Here is a 16,576-nt window from a genome sequence, read left to right as displayed (position 1 = left end):
GTCAGCAAACAATGAATCATCTAAATTAAGTTCATCCTCACATAGGTCCATTGAAAGTTCATCATCAAGTGATAATTCATCATCAAGCGATAATTCATCATCAAGTGAAAGTTCGTTATCTAAAGCAGCAAGAGGTTCTTCAGCTGTGTCTGCTGGTTTGGCTTTTTCTTGAGCAACAGCTTTTGATTTTTTAGGCTTAGCTACAGCTTCAGTTTCTCCACCTTTTTGACGGCGCAAGAACCAAAATACAAGACTCAAGACAAAAAATGCTGGTAGCGTTGACATTAAGATCTGAAACCAAAGCTGCGAGGTTATGCCTTCATTTTCAAGTTCAGCTTTTTGCTTCTCTAATAATAACGCTTGCTCACTCGCTTCTGCCATTTTCAATAGTTCTTGCTGAAGTGACATGATCAGTGCTAATTGAGCGTTTTGTTTTTCATCTTCTATAGTTGAAGCTTCTTTAAAAACATTCAGCTGCTGATTCACCGTTGATATTTTTTCATCAACAACTGCATTTTCTTTAAGAATAGCCTGCAAGCCATCAATTGAATCTAAAACATCATTTTGGATAGTTTCTAAACGAACGGTTTGCTTAGAGTTTATTTCTTCAAGCTGTGCATTGATTTCTTTTTTAGTCGCGTCTAAATCTTCCTTTTTAATGGCAAGTTCAGCAGGAGGAACAATTTTTTTCTTAACAGTTTTAGCAACTTTCTTTTGCCATGTTTTATCATCAGAGGTTGACTTACTTTTTGCCGCAAGAGGATTTATGGCACGCATCTCACTAACAGACGGCAATTTTAAGTACTGGCCATTGTTAAGATGGTTTAAGTTATTTTCTTTAAATGCTTGCGGATTTTTTTGATATAACGCCTGCATTACTTGATAAACAGACAAAGTAGGGTCTGGACGAACTTTTAAAGCAATGTTCCACAGGGTATCTTTTGAGGTAATAGGCCCGTATTGATCGTACGGAAACATATCCGTCGCCTTGGGGCCCCGAATACGAATACCGCCTTCTTCAAAGGCGAACAAAGAAACACTATACGTGGTAATGCTTATAAATATTACCTGCCACAGGCACAGGCGTAATAATCGATGCATCAAGTTTTCCTAATTATTTTTATTTACTGCCAATTGTTTGGCACTTCAAGCCTAGAGAAAGTAAAGCAAATTTTATTCCAACCCTACACCTGCTGTTTATATCATAGCAAGTTAATACACATTTTTTTAGTAATAATGAAACAAAAAACTCGTCGTTAACTATAACGACGAGTTTTGATTTTTCTTTAATAAATCTTAAGGTTAACTCAACTTTAACGCTAACTCATTTATTAAAGGGATGTTATGAAAGGTAGTCTTTAACCAATAATTCAGCAATTTGTACACTGTTTGTTGCCGCACCTTTACGTACATTGTCAGCAACAACCCACATATTGATCCCACAACTATGACTAATATCTTCACGAATACGACCAACATAAGTGGCATCTTTTCCGCTTGCATCGCCTATCTGTGTTGGAAAGTCTTCGTCATTACGACAAACAACAATACCTTCAGCTTGCTCAAGCAAATCTTTAACTTCTTCTGCTGAAATCGGTGATCCCGTTTCAATATGTAAGGCTTCACCGTGACCAAAGAATACCGGCACACGAACCGCGGTTGGATTAACAAGAACGTTTTCATCGCCTAGAATTTTTTTCGTTTCCCAGACCATTTTCATTTCTTCTTTGGTATAACCATTATCCATAAAGACATCAATTTGCGGGATAACATTAAAAGCGATTTGACGAGGAAAATGTTTAGTCTCAACAGGTTTTCCGCTTAACAAGTCTGCAGTCTGCTTAGCTAATTCGTCCATTGCTGCTTTACCACCACCAGAAACTGATTGATAAGTAGAAACATTAATACGATTAATACCAACAGCATCATAGATAGGTTTTAGCGCGACCATCATTTGAATAGTTGAACAATTAGGGTTAGCAATAATATTACGGTTTCTATAATCAGCTAATGCACTTGGGTTAACTTCAGGAACGATTAGCGGAATATCTGCGTCGTATCTAAACTCAGAAGTATTGTCTATAACAATACACCCTGCTTCACCAGCAATAGGAGCAAACTTAGCTGAAATTGAGCCACCCGCAGAGAAAAAGCCAATTTGCGCTTGACTAAAATCAAAATGGTCAGCATCGAGTACTTCAATACTTTGACCATTAAAGTCAATAAATTCACCTGCTGAACGAGCACTCGCCAACGGGTATAATTTATTGATTGGAAAATCACGTTCTTCTAATATTTCAATGATGGTTTTACCCACCAAACCTGTAGCGCCTAATACGCAGACATCAAATTTCTGTGCCATGTCACTCTCTCTTTGCTTTGAAGATTAGTACTTTATATACGTTAAATAAGTTACTTTTTAAGAAAACCAAGATGATGTGGCACATCACTCTTGGCTTGATTTGTCATGCTTACTTTAACCGCAGAAAACTCCCTGCGAGCCGGATAAGTTTTCCGAATGTGGTCAAAGCCATGACTTAAAATTGTTTCTCTGAAAATTCCATCATCACGACGTACATCGTAAACCATTTTTACGAGCTGGTTTAGTAGTATTTGCTCGAACGGTTGATTAATTTCAACTTCGGTTATTGAGGCGCGTGGTAAAAAATCACTTAGGTGCTTTTCTATCGGTATATTCAGTTGTTGACATAATGCCTGATAGAGCATTTCTGTACCACGTGCTTTTCCTTCTAAGCTATAACCTGCAATGTGCGCAGAAGATATTTCAGTGTAGGCAATAAGTTCATGTAATATATTAGGTTCATTTTCCCAAACATCTAAAACAACTTTCAAACCATGCCCTTGTTTTTTAAGCGCCAGTAACGATTTATTATCGATAACTTCACCGCGACAGGCGTTAATAAGAATTTGCTTTTCGTGCAGTTGCTTTAAACGTTTTTCATTGAGTAAGTGAAAAGTTGGCTGTTCGCCATTTTCAATGATGGGAACATGCAGTGAAATGACATCACAAGCTAAAACATCATCAAGTGATGAGTAATGGCGTTGGTCTTTAGTATTATTTGTCTGTTTTGCGGCGAGTAGTGGATCGCAAATTAAATACTTAATACCCAGTGCCGATAATTTTTCACTTAAACGAGTACCGGTATTACCCCCACCAACAATACCTACGGTTAACGAGAACAAATCAATTAAGTAACGTTCGGCTAAGACAACCAAGGCACTGATCACATATTCTGCAACAGAAATAGCGTTACAGCCTGGCGCTGCGGTAAAAGTAATGCCCCGTTCAGTTAAATAGCTCTGATCAATATGGTCAACACCGATTGTTGCCGTACCAACAAACTGACAAGTTGAATTGCTTGCTAATAGCGCTTGGTTAACCTTAGTAATCGAGCGCACTAATAAAACATCCGCACTTTTGACCTGTTGAGCGGTTAACTCACGACCAACAAATGGGTGTAATTCACCTAGGTCGCCAAAGAACTCTTCAGCAAAAGGCATGTTTTCATCGTAAAAAATCTTCATGGTTTATAAACCTAAAGTCATTATTGATCTGATGAGGGTTATTGTATCTTAAATGCAAAAAAGCCACTATAAAGTGGCTTTTTAAATAACAAAATAATACTGAGTCTTTTAGATGTAACCAAACAGAAAAACGCGGTTAATTATATTCAAAGCGTATTTCTGATTTAGTTAAACACTAAATGACAAGGTATCGTTGTTTGTCATTATTTATATTTTTTCATCACTAAAGTAGCGTTAGTGCCACCAAAGCCAAAGCTGTTAGACATAATCAAATTAAGTTCAACATCACGTTTTTCAGTAACAATATCTAGGCCTTGCGCTTTTTCATCTAAGTTATCAACATTGATAGACGGAGCAACAAAACTGTTTTCCATCATCAGTAATGAATAAATAGCTTCATGAACACCCGCCGCGCCGAGTGCATGACCCGTCATTGCTTTGGTTGCACTAATTGCCGGTGAATCTTTACCAAACAATTCTTGAATTGCGCCAAGCTCTTTAACATCACCAACAGGTGTAGAAGTACCGTGAGTATTTAAATAATCAACTTTGCCTTCAACACCTTGCATGGCTTGTTGCATACAACGTACTGCGCCTTCACCACTTGGAGCGACCATATCGTAACCGTCAGAAGTTGCGCCATAGCCAACAATTTCAGCATAGATATGTGCACCACGAGCCAAAGCGTGTTCAAGTTCTTCAACAACAACCATACCGCCGCCGCCTGAAATAACGAAACCGTCACGGTCAGCGTCATAAGTACGTGAAGCAAGTTCTGGCGTATCATTACGACCCGCAGATAAAGCGCCCATACCGTCAAACATCATCGCTAGAGACCAATGAACTTCTTCACCACCGCCAGCAAAAACAATGTCTTGCTTGCCCAGTTGAATAAGTTCCATGGCGTTACCAATACAGTGTGCACTCGTTGCACACGCAGAGCTGATTGAATAGTTAACACCTTTAATTTTAAAAGGTGTTGCTAAACAAGCTGAAACGGTACTGCCCATAGTTTTAGGCACAGCATAAGGGCCAACACGGCGAATACCGCGATTACGGAGTGTATCCGTGGTAATAACAATATTTTCTGAAGACGCGCCGCCTGAGCCAGCAACAATACCGGTACGAACATTTGATACTTGGTCTTCAGTTAGTTTGGCATCATTAATGGCTTGTTCCATAGCGATGTAAGCATAACCTGCTGCATCACCCATAAAACGAAATGCTTTGCGATCAATATGATCTTTAGGCTCAATCGTGGGCTTACCCCAAACATGACTTTTTAAACCAGCTTCTGCAAAGCTTTCAGATTTACTAATACCTGAACGGCCTGCTTTAAGAGATGATAAAACTTCTTCCGCATTGTTACCGATACTCGATACAATGCCTAATCCGGTGATCACTACACGTTTCATTTGAATAACCATTTAAAAATTGAAAAATCAGGCATATCATACAGAAATTTGCCCACAAACTGGTCTGCTCAGTGTACACGTGTACACTGGTTTTTACAATTTTATGACAGACACATTTAATTCACGTTAAAATACTATCTTTAGCGCTTGAAAACCAATGGATTTAATAAATACTTGTGATTAAACAACAAAAAAATTTAAATACGCCGCTTGAAAGAAAAGGCTATCAAATTAGACCCATTATTAAGCAACCCGAAAGTGTTGCCATTATTGGTGGTGGCATTGCTGCTGCCTGTGTTGCTTATGCATTGACTCAAAAAAATATAAAAGTAACACTTTATTGTAAAGATAAAGAAATTGCCCAAGGCGCTTCGAGTAATCATGTCGGTGCGTTATTTCCACTTATTCATCAACAAGTTGATGACATTAGCTTGTTTTACCAACAGGCATTTTGGCATGCACTAAAATGCTATAAAGACTTACACAGCAAAGGGTTTGTTTTTAGTCATGATTGGTGTGGCTTACTTGAAATTTCCTACAAAACAGCTTTAGAAAAAAGACAAAAAATTTTCGAGCAAACCAACCCTTGGTCAAAAGAATTAATTACCAGTATAAATGCAGAGCAAGCATCACTATTAGCCGGTATTACACTTGAACACGGGGGGTTGTTTATGCCCAGCGCTGGCTGGATAGCGCCCGGTGAATTAGTTCAACAGCTATTTAATGCAGCACAGCAAACTCAGCAGTTGTTGATAAAAAATCAAGTAAACATTACCGCACTTAACCAGCAAGACGACAAAAGTTGGCAGCTAACAACAAGCAAAGGCACAATAAATGAAAAAGTTGTTATTTTTTGCGGCGGTGCTGAATCTATTAAACTCAATATTATTGATGAATTACCACTGAGTTCTGTGCGTGGTCAAATAACGAATATGGCAACGAACGAGCAGATCAAAAACTTATCTACCGTTATTTGCCACAAAGGTTATCTAACACCTGCACACCAGCAACAACATTGCATCGGCGCGACATTTGAAAAGGACAGTTTCGATATTGTGGCTACAGATGCTGGCGATCAATATAATTTAACCATGTTAGAAAAGTGCCTGCCTAAATTAATATCATGGCGCGAACAAGACGTTACCTCGAGTAAAGCTCGTTTACGCTGTATGACACCAGATCACTTACCCGTTGTGGGCGCTATGCCTGATATAGCCCAGCATAAAAGCAGCTATGCCCATTTAGCAAAAGATAAAAACTGGCGTTATCAAGAACCTGCACCTGTGATTAAAAATCTATACGTACTTACCGGCTTGGGTGCTAGGGGCTTATGTACAGCGCCGCTATTAGCCGATATTTTGACTGCTGATTTAACGGGTGGCGAATATCCTGTTGGCAGACAAGAACTTTTCAACTTATCACCCAACAGGTTTGTTATTCGCGATATTATTCGTCGTAAATATTTATAGTCTTTAATAAAGGCTGTTATGACTAAACCGATACAAATGATTGTTTAAGGTCTAGCCAATAGTCTTGTACTATTTTTCTATCTTGCGGGCTCAATTCGGTACGGGCTGCTTGCAATTTTTCATCGATACTTAGCGCAAGTTCTTGAGAGAGTGCTTGCGACTCATCACCAAATTCAATAACAGATAAACTGATAAAGCCGCGTAAATAGCTGCTGGCAAATAATTGGTCATCACTGTTATCTTGATCAAATAAATTATCTAAATATAGATAAAGGGCAGCAATATTTTCAAACGATTTTTTTTCTTCAATTGACATAATTCTACTTACTGTTAAGTTTTAAAAAATTTATGATTAGTTGTAAACATAGATTGAAAGCCCATTATTGTGGACTTGCTACCGGGTATAATACTTGATCATTGTATCCTGTTATTACCGGTAAATACCCTGAAAGCTCGATATCTAAATCACTATCACCGGTATCAGCAATTAAGGGTCTTGATGCTAATGCTGTTAATTTCGCTTTCGTCGCTATAATTAAAATATTATCTTTGCCGATGGCGCGAACCACTCGTGGACTGAGCTGTTGATTACCTCGACCAAATATATGACCTTGTCCACCAATTAACGTGATCACCAACTTAATTGTTTTATTATCGGCTTTCGCCGAGGTTATTGCTTGCCATAATTGCGGCTCGGTTACATCACTGGCAATTAAATGTTGCTGTTCAACCAGATCAACGCCCAGTAAAGTATTATCTAGCGCCAACTCTTCCATTAAAAAAGCGGTGGTTGAGCCTGAGCCAATCACAAAAAGCTCATCGTCCATTTCATTAATAACATGAGCAGCAATGTCTTGCAGCACTAGCTCATCAAGTTCTTTGCCACCAGATTTAACCGCTTGAACATAGCGTAACTCAGCCGGAATTTGCATTTCGCCATAGCGTTTTGCTTTAACAATACCTTCTCGAAATAACGATTCGTCGATATCCATAACATCAGCTTCGGTAAGGGTAACTAACTGATTAGTCAGCATCATCTCTACTACCCGCCCCGCAGCTTTTGGCGTAACGGCATAGACACCTGAGTGAATTTTACAGCCCGCAGGAATACCTAGCACAGGAAATTTGTCGCCAACAATTTTACAAACATTGCGGGCAGTGCCATCACCACCAGCAAATAATAATATATCTACGTGCTCTGCTAACAAGGCTTTTACAGTATTTTCAGTGTCTTCTGCCGTGGTATGTTCAGGCTTATCGGTTTGAAAAACAACTTGGGTTTTAAAACCAAGTGCCTGAGCGGCCATCTCTCCCATAAGATCATTAGCACAATAAACGATAATGTCATCTCGATAAGGTAGAAGTATTGACAGTGCTAAGCTTGCTCGCTGATTTGCTTTTGCGGTAGCTCCAAGCGCTAGGGCTTGTTCTGCAATGCCATCTCCATCGCTTCCTTTCAAAGCAACACTGCCGCCAATGCCAGCAATAGGATTGATAATAAAACCAAGTTTAAACATGAGTAACAGTCTCTGAGTGATTAAATGTTGCGTTGGCAGAAAATTGGGTGATATTCAAAGGCAACGATACGTTATAAAAATTAGCCAGTGCGTCAATAAATGCTTGAGCGCGAACAGGAAACCCATGATGCAAATATTGTTGCACTTGCTGAAAAACATTTTCTTTAAAAGTAATAGTATCGGCAGCTGCACCATTGAGGTTGTCAGCTGAAACATTAAATTTTTTCCCTGCTGCCACACTAAAAGCCCACTCAATTGCTTGTGGTTTAATTTCTACCCGTTCAAATGTTTTCTGTTGCTCCGCATCTCTACCGTCAGGCATATACCAATAACCAAAATCTTCTAATAACCGACGTGCTTTTCCAGCCACACACCAATGTGATACTTCATGTAAAGCACTGGCATAAAAACCATGAGCAAAAATAATTTGATGATAGTCACAGGAATTACTTGCCGGACTATACAAAGGCTCGTCGTCGCCTTTAATCAAACGAGTATTGGTGCTGGAACTAAATGTGTCATTAAAGATTTGAATTAAATCTTGGTAGGGTTCTGGCATTTTTATATTCTGGCATATAGGTAAAAAATAGACGAGGTATTCTAACCAAAAGTCATTCGGCTTGCACTGGCTATTTTAGCTAAATAAAGCATTTAGATAATGAAATTAGATGCCGGTAATTGGATACTTTTCAAGGGTGATTTTTTAATTATAAATGTTTATTCTTTTATAACGACATTGCGCTTTTTATTTGTTATGTTGATGTAACAAATGCAAAATTATTGTTAAGTAGACACAAGATATCTGTGTAATTTCTTATCGGTTAAATAAGCATAAAAAGGATTGAATATTACATGGATAGGGAATTAGTTAACTATGGATCCAATAAATGGACTTAAGCTCAAAGCCTTCTTTTTAACAAATAGTGTAGTAAGTAATATTGCAAAAAATGAAGTTCACCACTCTACCCTCCAGTTTACCGACCTAGTTAAAACCTGTGGTATTGATATCACGTTAGCAGAAACCTTACCTAATAATGAGCTAATAACAGTTTTTGATTTGATTTTTATTGATTTACAATTCTATATTTTGACAGATAATATTCCAATGGAAATACAGCAACTTACCTCTAGAGTACGGGTTGTTTTTTTTAATGCTACCGATAATTTATGTGATGAAAAACAACTGTTGATATCGAGCATTGCTGGGATATTTTATCAAGGTGAACGCATTGACATTATTTTGCGTGGTATTACAAGATTACAAAAAAATGAGCGATGGTTTAAACGAAAAACCATGAATAGTGCGCTCAGTGAGTTACTTGTTAAAGTGAGTAAATTAAATCAACTCCCTGCAAATCAACAGCAACAATCAATAAGCTTACCCAGCCTGACACGACGTGAGAATACCATCATTGGTTTAGTTTCTCGTGGTGCAAAAAATCAAGAAATTGCTGATCAGCTTCACATTAGTCCCAATACAGTAAAAACGCACCTTTATAGTATTTTTAGAAAAACCCAATCAAGAAATCGTATTGAACTGATCAGTCGGACACAGGATTATCTCTTTACTGCGAATTAATATCATCAGCTCTAAATATAATACAAACTAAAAGGCCAGTGATTAATCACTGCCCTTTTAGTTGTTGCGAATAACGCTTAAACGTCAGCACGCCATACATTTCGTGCGATGCCTTTAATGACTAATTCAGTGATCGCTTTTTCAATCGCTTGTTGCACACAAACATGCATAGGTTCGTTATCACTATAACCGCCTTCCATTTCAGCTAAACGTTTAAAACTGATATAACGGAAAAATCCAGCGCGTACTTCTTGGCTCAGCACTTTTTTACTGGTAGATACCGACACAAGCACTTGCCCAGTGCGCACATCAACCGCACGCATATAAACGGTGATCTGATCTTCACGATATAGCTCTGAAGCACCAATGCCAAAATATTCAGCACCAAAGCCTCCGGTTTTAGTATTGGAGTCATAACTGATAATACCGCCTTCAAGCAGTATTTTAGCGGTGGTCAATGGGGGTAATTCTATATTTTCTGTCGCTTTGTTTGCTTGATTAGCTGCGCGGGTAATTTTTCGTTCAGTTAATACATTTTGTAAACCTTCACGCTCTACCGGTAAAAACCAATCAGAGTCACTTAACGCCTGCATCAAAATAGAGGTAGCGCCTTGAGTTACCGCAGTAGAGAATGAACTGACATTAGCTTGCGGTTTGTATTGTCCTGTTTGGTCTCGATAAGCATACACTGAAACGGCTATTGGTCCTTTAGGTTTAGGTAAAGCCTTTAGTTCTTTAAAACTTTCTAACGGCATCATTTTTGTTGCTAATGACTGCTTAGGAGGAAATAAATTACTCGCTGAATCCAATACACTACAGGCCGATAACAGGCCAACTAGGGTCACGATTATAATTTTTTTCATTGCTTATCCAAACTTCGGTATTTCAATTATGGTTACTTTACCTGTTAATAAATCAGTAATTTCGATAGTTATGCTGTCACTGTTAGCAGATAAAATATCAATTTGATAATCGCCACTAAAAAAAGTGGTGTCGCCTTCATTGTTAAATACCGCACTTTCACCTAAAACAGTGTCTTTATATTGACTGACAATATCGCTAATTGTTGCCCGTTCAATAGCATCTGATACTTTTTCTTCAAAGCTTTTTTTACTCTGCTCGGCTTTATGTTTATTTTGTGCTTGTGCTTTACTTAACAAAAAGCTGCCGTTTAATGCACTACCACCAAAGCTTGGATTAATGGGTGTATAAACTAATTCTGAGCTCATTGCGTAAGCGCTTAAGCTAAGGTGAATCGCTAAAGCTAATATTAATTTTTTCATGGCTACTTTCCTTATGACTAAAAACCATTCCCAGCCATATCAATATTATTTCGACTATATTGAGGCTGCGACATTGCATCGATTAATATAAATATCGCTTGCTCTACTTTTTCTTTGACCGGTGATTGGCGTCGCCCAAAGTAAGTGACATAAATAATACGACGGTTAAGCACTAAACTAAGCTTAGTGCCTGCTCTGGGTACAATTTGTTCTATTATTTGAACATTTATGCCTTGCGTGTTTGGTACGTCATGCCATAACTGACTAAATTTAAAGTAAAAATCATGTCCTAAACGACTCTTGGTATTATCAAGGAGTAACCCCCCTATTTCAACTTCACTAGACGAATGGCTAGAAGGCGAAAATAACGATAAAAGGATGATCAAGATTAAAGATATATATTTAAGCATATTAAGAGACATAAAAAGGGGCCTGTGGCCCCTTATCCAAATTTAGATTAACAAGTCATTACTGCTGTACAATGACCGCAGAATTCCAATCACCCATTTGCGTGATAGAAACTACGCCAGAATCACTAATAAAAGATCCCTCAACAACGTTGCCATTACCCACTTGGCTTATGTTAAATGCAATATTGTCGCCGCCAATAAGCATAGCGCCGCCATCAGTTCCATAGATTAAGTTTTCATCACCTATTTGTTCGATACCAATTTCGTGGTTACTGCCTTCAACTAGAATATCTAATGAGTTTAATTCGCCGTTTTGAGCAATATCTATGGTATTCGCATTACTACTAAGAATAGTACTTAACACCACTACCGCGTCATTAGCAAAACCCGTTTGAGCGATTGAAATTTCATTTTCGCTTGTGGTCAAGACATTGTCATCAGCTGAAGCTTCTAAAACAGCAACATTTTCGTCGCCAGATTGCATCACGTCAATGTTATTGTTATTACCATTAAAGTTAACAACGTGGCTTTCATTTAAGTTACCCATTTGAACAGAAGTGTATTCATTATTAGTACCAATAGCGCCAATATAACTGCTGTTACTATCGCCTACTTGTATATAGTTAAAGTCGTTTTCATCACCAATAACATCAAAGCTAGCCGTATTTCCATCACCGTTTTGCATGATGTCAGTGGTGTTAGCATTACCGATATAAAGTCCTGACTCAGCGATATTGTTATCACCTTCTTGATCGATAGCAATTTCGTTTTCATCACCAGCAACTGATGCGATAGTAACCTGATTTCGAGCGCCGTCTTGCTCTATTTCAAGTTCGTTTGCATCACCTTCAATCGCTGATACCCTTGTCACATTCCAATAACCATCTTGAGTGCTTTCAACAGTATTGCTGTCACCGGTAATAGTGGTGAGGTAAGTTTCATTCCATTCGCCATCTTGAACAATATCGATAGTGTTATCGGCTCCGGTTAGTTCACTATTAATAGCCCAATGACCGCCGTCACCTTGATCTACAGTGATTTCGTTGCCGTCACCCACAACCTCATTAACAACACGATTACCAATACCCAAATAACCAGCGCCCAGCTGACTTACTTCAACAAGGTTATTATCACCGGTAACGTTATTTTCTGTTTCGTTGATATCACCATCTTGATCAACGTACAGTTCATTATTGTTACCAATAAAGGTACCAACAGCTAAGTTCTCGGCGCCTATTTGCATGATCTCTGCGATGTTGCCTTCACCGATCACAGTAAAGCCAGTACCATTGACATCACCCTCTTGAAAAATAGTCGTTTCATTACCTAAATCAGTACCTACCGTAGAGCTTTGTGACAACATAATCACATTCCCTAGTGCATTGACCATCAGATCGGATTGAATAACAACCGTACTTGTAACTTCCTTGGTATCTTCACCGGCAAAAGCCGTTTGATTTAAACCTAGTGCCATAACAATGGCGCAAGTGATTAATGATTTATTAAGTTTCAAAATATATCCCTATTTTTATTTTTTATTTGAGTACACAATTTACTCACAATGTTTTTAATGGATAAGAAGCTTGTTGTCTTACCTGTATTGGCGTTTTGTATTCCCATAACTGTTTAACAATAATAATGAACAGTACCAAAATAATAATTTTAAACTTAATTTCAATAAGTTAACCATAAAAAAAGTTATATACCTTACAGTATTTAACCAGCCTGGCTTATTGACATAATCGCTAATTTGATAAATATCACCTTAGCGTTCAAAACGATAAAAAATGGTAAATAAGCACTTTGAATACGTTTCTAATTAAAACCATAAGAAACCCAAACAAAAACTCTATTCGTTTTACTTCGTTGCATTAAAAACTGTACGTTGTTTAGTAACAAATATATATCACCCTATTTTACCATTCCAATAAAAACATTAAAAAACAATAAGATAAACAACAACCCCAAGTTAAATATACGTTAAAACTTTGTTAAAACATAAGTACTAACAAAAAAGGACTAGTTAATAACTTCTCAGATTAAATACAGAAAAAGTAGTAAAAAAGTCGTAAAAAATCTCAAAAAAATCTAGCTAAAGTAATGAAAAAGTCGTGTTTGTTACATTTTAATAGTCACACCTCTATTTTTATGATTAAAGTAATAAGGTTGCGTAAACCCATAGCTAGAAATATTTAGAAAGAAAGGAATTCAGCCTAATAATTATCTGTAGGCTACACATAATTTAATTAACGATTAAAAATAAACATGGAGCAAAACATGAAAGCAAAATTATCAGCTTTAACATTGGCGTTACTGCCTTTGTTCGCTAATGCATCACTAGACCTTAGCTCGAAAGAAGGTCTTACTTATAAATCAGACTCAGTGATTGTTGTCTATAAAGATAGCGCATCTAAATTTGACCGTCGTGCTGCCCGCAGCATAGTGCGAGCTAAAATTTCTGATTTAAACAATGACGAAATTGATGATAAATATCGCAACTTGAAAAAAGGCCGTATCGCGAAATTTACCCTTGATAATATTTCAGTCAAAAGTGCACTTGAAAAACTCCGTAAAAACCCAGCTGTCTTATATGCTGAACCTGATTATATTGTTCATGCAAGCGTAACACCTGACGATAGTAGCTTCGCTGACCTTTGGGGCATGAATAATACGGGTCAAGGTGGTGGTGTTGCCGATGCAGATATCGATGCTCCTGAAGCATGGGATATATCTACGGGTAGTCATGATGTGATCATTGGTGTTATTGATACCGGTGTTGATCATACACACCCTGATTTAATGGCGAATGTCTGGACTAACCCTGCAGAAATATCGGGTGACGGTATTGATAACGATGGCAATGGTTTTATCGATGATATGCATGGTATCAATGCGATTACCGGTGTGGGTGATCCTATGGATGACGCAGGTCATGGTAGTCATGTTTCAGGTACGATTGGAGCAACAGGCAACAATGGGCTAGGTGTAGTTGGTGTTAACCACAATGTATCTATTATAGGTTGTAAATTCCTTAGTGCATCGGGTTCTGGTAGCCTTTCTGACGCATTAACCTGTATTGATTACTTCGTTGATTTAAAAAATAATGGCATAAACGTACGTGCTACTAATAACAGTTGGGGCGGAGGCGGATTTAGCCAAGCACTTTCTGATGCAATTACTTCGTCTGAAGAAGCTAACATCTTGTTTGTTGCCGCCGCAGGTAACGATGCATACGACAACGATGCGCAAAGCAGCTATCCTTCTGGCTACCCGCATGATTCAGTCTTAGCCGTAGCAAGTACAACGCGTACTGATAGTATGTCTAGTTTTTCACAGTGGGGCTTAACCACTGTTGATTTAGGTGCTCCAGGCTCTGATATTTTATCAACAGTACCCGGTGGTGGCTACGCATCATATTCAGGCACTTCGATGGCGACGCCACATGTTACTGGTGCGGCAGCATTAGCCTGGTCAGTAAACCCTGAACTGAGTGCGATTGAAATGAAAGCACTCTTAATGAGCTCTGGTGATGATAACGCTGCACTTGCAGGTAAAACAGTATCAGGAAAACGCTTGAACGTTAATAATGCACTAAACGATGCGGATCCAACACCTGGTTTTACGCTTGCAGCAACACCAGGTTCAAACACTATTGAAGCTGGCGAAACAGCAACTTACAGCTTTAATGTTGGTTCTGTTGCCGATTGGAACGGTGAAGTTAGCTTAACTTTAGATGGCTCACTTGCTGGTGCAACATTATCAACAGATACTGCAACGCCAGGTGCAACATTTGAACTGAGTGTACCAACAACAGCGGAAACACAGTGGGGTGAATATACTTTTGTGGTAACGGGAACAAGTGATGATTTAGTTAAAGCATCTACTGTTCGCTTAATGGTTAATCCACAAGGGTTGAACGAGTTTACTTACACGAATGATGAGGTTATTAGTATTCCTGATAACAATGCAGAAGGTATTTCTTCAACCATTAATGTTGCAGATGAACTTACCGTTTTTGCTTCTGATATTTATGTAAATATTACTCATACGTGGATTGGCGACTTAACCGTCATGTTAACATCTCCTTCAGGGACTACTGCACCACTGCACAGTGCATCAGGTGGCGGCGACGATAACATTGATAGTACCTTTAGCTCTTCAGCTTTCAACGGCGAAGTAGCCACGGGTGACTGGATATTAAGTGTTGCTGATAATGCAGCGGCAGATACCGGTACATTAAACAACTGGGCACTGACTATTACTGGTATTGGTGAAACACTTCCTAGCGCACCACAAGCGAGCTTTACTTATCAAGCAGACGGTCTAACCGCTACGTTTACGGATAGCAGCACTGATAGAAATGACGATATGGTTAGCTGGGATTGGAGCTTCGGTGACGGTGCTATATCGAGCGCACAAAACCCTGTACATACTTTCGCTGCAACGGGTAACTATGAAGTTACACTTACCGTTACAGATAGCGAAGGTTTAAACACTACAGAAAATATGCTGGTCACTGTTTCATCAGTAAGTATTGAAGCCGCGGTTAAACGTGCATACAAGTCTCGTTTAGGTCGCTTACGTGTTGATATTACTTGGGAAGGTACTTCAGCAGATAGTGTAGATATTTTCCGTAATGGTGTAAAAATTGATACGGTAGAAAATGCGGGTATTTACCGTGACCGTGAACGTCGCACAACAGGTAGCCAATTCGTGTATCAAATTTGTGATGCGTCAACAGCATGTTCAAATGAAGTAACCGTTAACTTCTAAGCTTCATTTAACAGAAGATGACTAGGCAATAAAACGCCAGATAATAGTTATAACACCGATATATTAAGTAGTAGATACTGATGTTCTAGCTAGCTAAAAATCCCTAACAATTAAAACAGTTAGGGATTTTTTATTTTAATAAGGTGTTGATATTCAGTTAAATAATGTAAAAAAACACTGAGCATCAAGACGGTCAGTGTTTTATATTTAACAGATACTTTATTGAGTTAACGCTAGAAAAGATTAAACATCATCTTCAATGTTATCTATGCCTTTTGTGCGTTCTATACTCTCAAGCTTGTGATGAATCGCCGCTTTAATCATCATATAGGCACTGATGGGTGCAGTAAGTAATAAAAATAGCGAGATCAGTATTTCTTTTACACTAAACCCTGTATGAGTGGTACTAAAAAAGATCATCGCAGCAGTTAACAACGATGCCATGCCAAGTGTTGTAGCTTTAGTGGGTCCATGAAGTCGCATAAAAAAATCTGGCATTTTTACTAAGCCAATAGAGCCAACGAGTACAAAAGAGCCGCCAATTAATAATAATATTGAAATAATCCATTCTGCCATAACTTACC

The 16,576-nt window shown here is 38.4% G+C and carries 15 protein-coding genes; 3 read left to right on the top strand and 12 right to left on the bottom strand.

Annotated elements, in window-relative coordinates:
* The 4 genes from H4J70_RS17810 to fabB form a co-directional block, all read right to left on the bottom strand.
* A partial coding sequence (locus H4J70_RS17810; RefSeq protein WP_182251591.1) for a FimV/HubP family polar landmark protein occupies window positions 1–1,101 on the bottom strand: 1,101 nt, incomplete at its 3' end.
* A gap of 241 nt (window positions 1,102–1,342) precedes the next feature.
* The gene (locus H4J70_RS17805) at window positions 1,343–2,362 is read right to left on the bottom strand and encodes an aspartate-semialdehyde dehydrogenase (protein ID WP_070374286.1); all 1,020 of its coding nucleotides are present in this window, start codon (window positions 2,360–2,362) and stop codon (window positions 1,343–1,345) included.
* 50 nt (window positions 2,363–2,412) lie between these two features.
* The gene (locus H4J70_RS17800; RefSeq protein ID WP_182213998.1) at window positions 2,413–3,546 is read right to left on the bottom strand and encodes a 4-phosphoerythronate dehydrogenase; all 1,134 of its coding nucleotides are present in this window, start codon (window positions 3,544–3,546) and stop codon (window positions 2,413–2,415) included.
* A gap of 203 nt (window positions 3,547–3,749) precedes the next feature.
* On the bottom strand, window positions 3,750–4,961 hold the full coding sequence (gene fabB / locus H4J70_RS17795) for a beta-ketoacyl-ACP synthase I (protein WP_070374288.1): 1,212 nt from the start codon (window positions 4,959–4,961) through the stop codon (window positions 3,750–3,752).
* Window positions 4,962–5,137: 176 nt separating this feature from the next.
* On the opposite strand from fabB, the gene mnmC reads away from it, so the two are divergent.
* Window positions 5,138–6,430, top strand: a complete 1,293-nt coding sequence (gene mnmC / locus H4J70_RS17790) for an FAD-dependent 5-carboxymethylaminomethyl-2-thiouridine(34) oxidoreductase MnmC (protein ID WP_310740374.1) — start codon at window positions 5,138–5,140, stop codon at window positions 6,428–6,430.
* 22 nt (window positions 6,431–6,452) lie between these two features.
* Here the strand turns inward: mnmC and H4J70_RS17785 are convergent, their stop codons facing one another.
* The 3 genes from H4J70_RS17785 to H4J70_RS17775 form a co-directional block, all read right to left on the bottom strand.
* A complete protein-coding gene (locus H4J70_RS17785; protein ID WP_070374290.1) occupies window positions 6,453–6,746 on the bottom strand; it encodes a YfcL family protein in 294 nt (97 codons plus the stop codon).
* Window positions 6,747–6,810: 64 nt separating this feature from the next.
* Complete coding sequence (locus tag H4J70_RS17780; protein ID WP_182245028.1) at window positions 6,811–7,947, bottom strand: ATP-NAD kinase family protein; 1,137 nt, start codon at window positions 7,945–7,947, stop codon at window positions 6,811–6,813.
* Window positions 7,940–8,506 carry an elongation factor P hydroxylase gene (locus H4J70_RS17775; protein WP_182214005.1) on the bottom strand — a complete coding sequence of 189 codons (567 nt, stop codon included), beginning with the start codon at window positions 8,504–8,506 and terminating at the stop codon, window positions 7,940–7,942. Before H4J70_RS17775 ends, H4J70_RS17780 begins: the two co-directional genes overlap by 8 nt.
* Before the next feature lie 315 nt (window positions 8,507–8,821).
* Between H4J70_RS17775 and H4J70_RS17770 the strand changes: the two genes are divergently transcribed.
* On the top strand, window positions 8,822–9,526 hold the full coding sequence (locus H4J70_RS17770; RefSeq protein ID WP_182214007.1) for a LuxR C-terminal-related transcriptional regulator: 705 nt from the start codon (window positions 8,822–8,824) through the stop codon (window positions 9,524–9,526).
* A 77-nt stretch (window positions 9,527–9,603) separates the two neighbouring features.
* Here H4J70_RS17770 and H4J70_RS17765 read toward each other — a convergent pair whose 3' ends face one another.
* Genes H4J70_RS17765 through H4J70_RS17750 form a run of 4 tightly spaced genes read right to left on the bottom strand, consistent with a single transcriptional unit; the run spans window position 9,604 to window position 12,732 of the window.
* Complete coding sequence (locus H4J70_RS17765) at window positions 9,604–10,389, bottom strand: CsgG/HfaB family protein (protein ID WP_182214008.1); 786 nt, start codon at window positions 10,387–10,389, stop codon at window positions 9,604–9,606.
* A gap of 3 nt (window positions 10,390–10,392) precedes the next feature.
* Window positions 10,393–10,809 carry a curli assembly protein CsgF gene (locus tag H4J70_RS17760; RefSeq protein ID WP_182214011.1) on the bottom strand — a complete coding sequence of 139 codons (417 nt, stop codon included), beginning with the start codon at window positions 10,807–10,809 and terminating at the stop codon, window positions 10,393–10,395.
* Between the two features lie 17 nt (window positions 10,810–10,826).
* On the bottom strand, window positions 10,827–11,231 hold the full coding sequence (locus tag H4J70_RS17755; RefSeq protein ID WP_182251590.1) for a CsgE family curli-type amyloid fiber assembly protein: 405 nt from the start codon (window positions 11,229–11,231) through the stop codon (window positions 10,827–10,829).
* 46 nt (window positions 11,232–11,277) lie between these two features.
* On the bottom strand, window positions 11,278–12,732 hold the full coding sequence (locus tag H4J70_RS17750; protein WP_182251589.1) for a curlin: 1,455 nt from the start codon (window positions 12,730–12,732) through the stop codon (window positions 11,278–11,280).
* A gap of 764 nt (window positions 12,733–13,496) precedes the next feature.
* Between H4J70_RS17750 and H4J70_RS17745 the strand changes: the two genes are divergently transcribed.
* Window positions 13,497–15,992 (top strand): S8 family serine peptidase, encoded by a 2,496-nt coding sequence (locus tag H4J70_RS17745; protein ID WP_182251588.1) that lies wholly within the window; start codon window positions 13,497–13,499, stop codon window positions 15,990–15,992.
* A gap of 243 nt (window positions 15,993–16,235) precedes the next feature.
* On the opposite strand, the gene H4J70_RS17740 is transcribed toward H4J70_RS17745, so the two are convergent.
* Window positions 16,236–16,568 carry a Na+/H+ antiporter subunit G gene (locus H4J70_RS17740; protein WP_070374293.1) on the bottom strand — a complete coding sequence of 111 codons (333 nt, stop codon included), beginning with the start codon at window positions 16,566–16,568 and terminating at the stop codon, window positions 16,236–16,238.
* Between the last annotated feature and the right edge of the window lie 8 nt (window positions 16,569–16,576).

This window comes from Colwellia sp. BRX8-9 (assembly GCF_014077245.1).
Taxonomy (GTDB): Bacteria; Pseudomonadota; Gammaproteobacteria; order Enterobacterales; family Alteromonadaceae; genus Colwellia_A.
The sequence above is the reverse complement of the archived record's forward strand: the minus strand, read 5'-3'. Positions and strand labels throughout refer to the sequence as shown.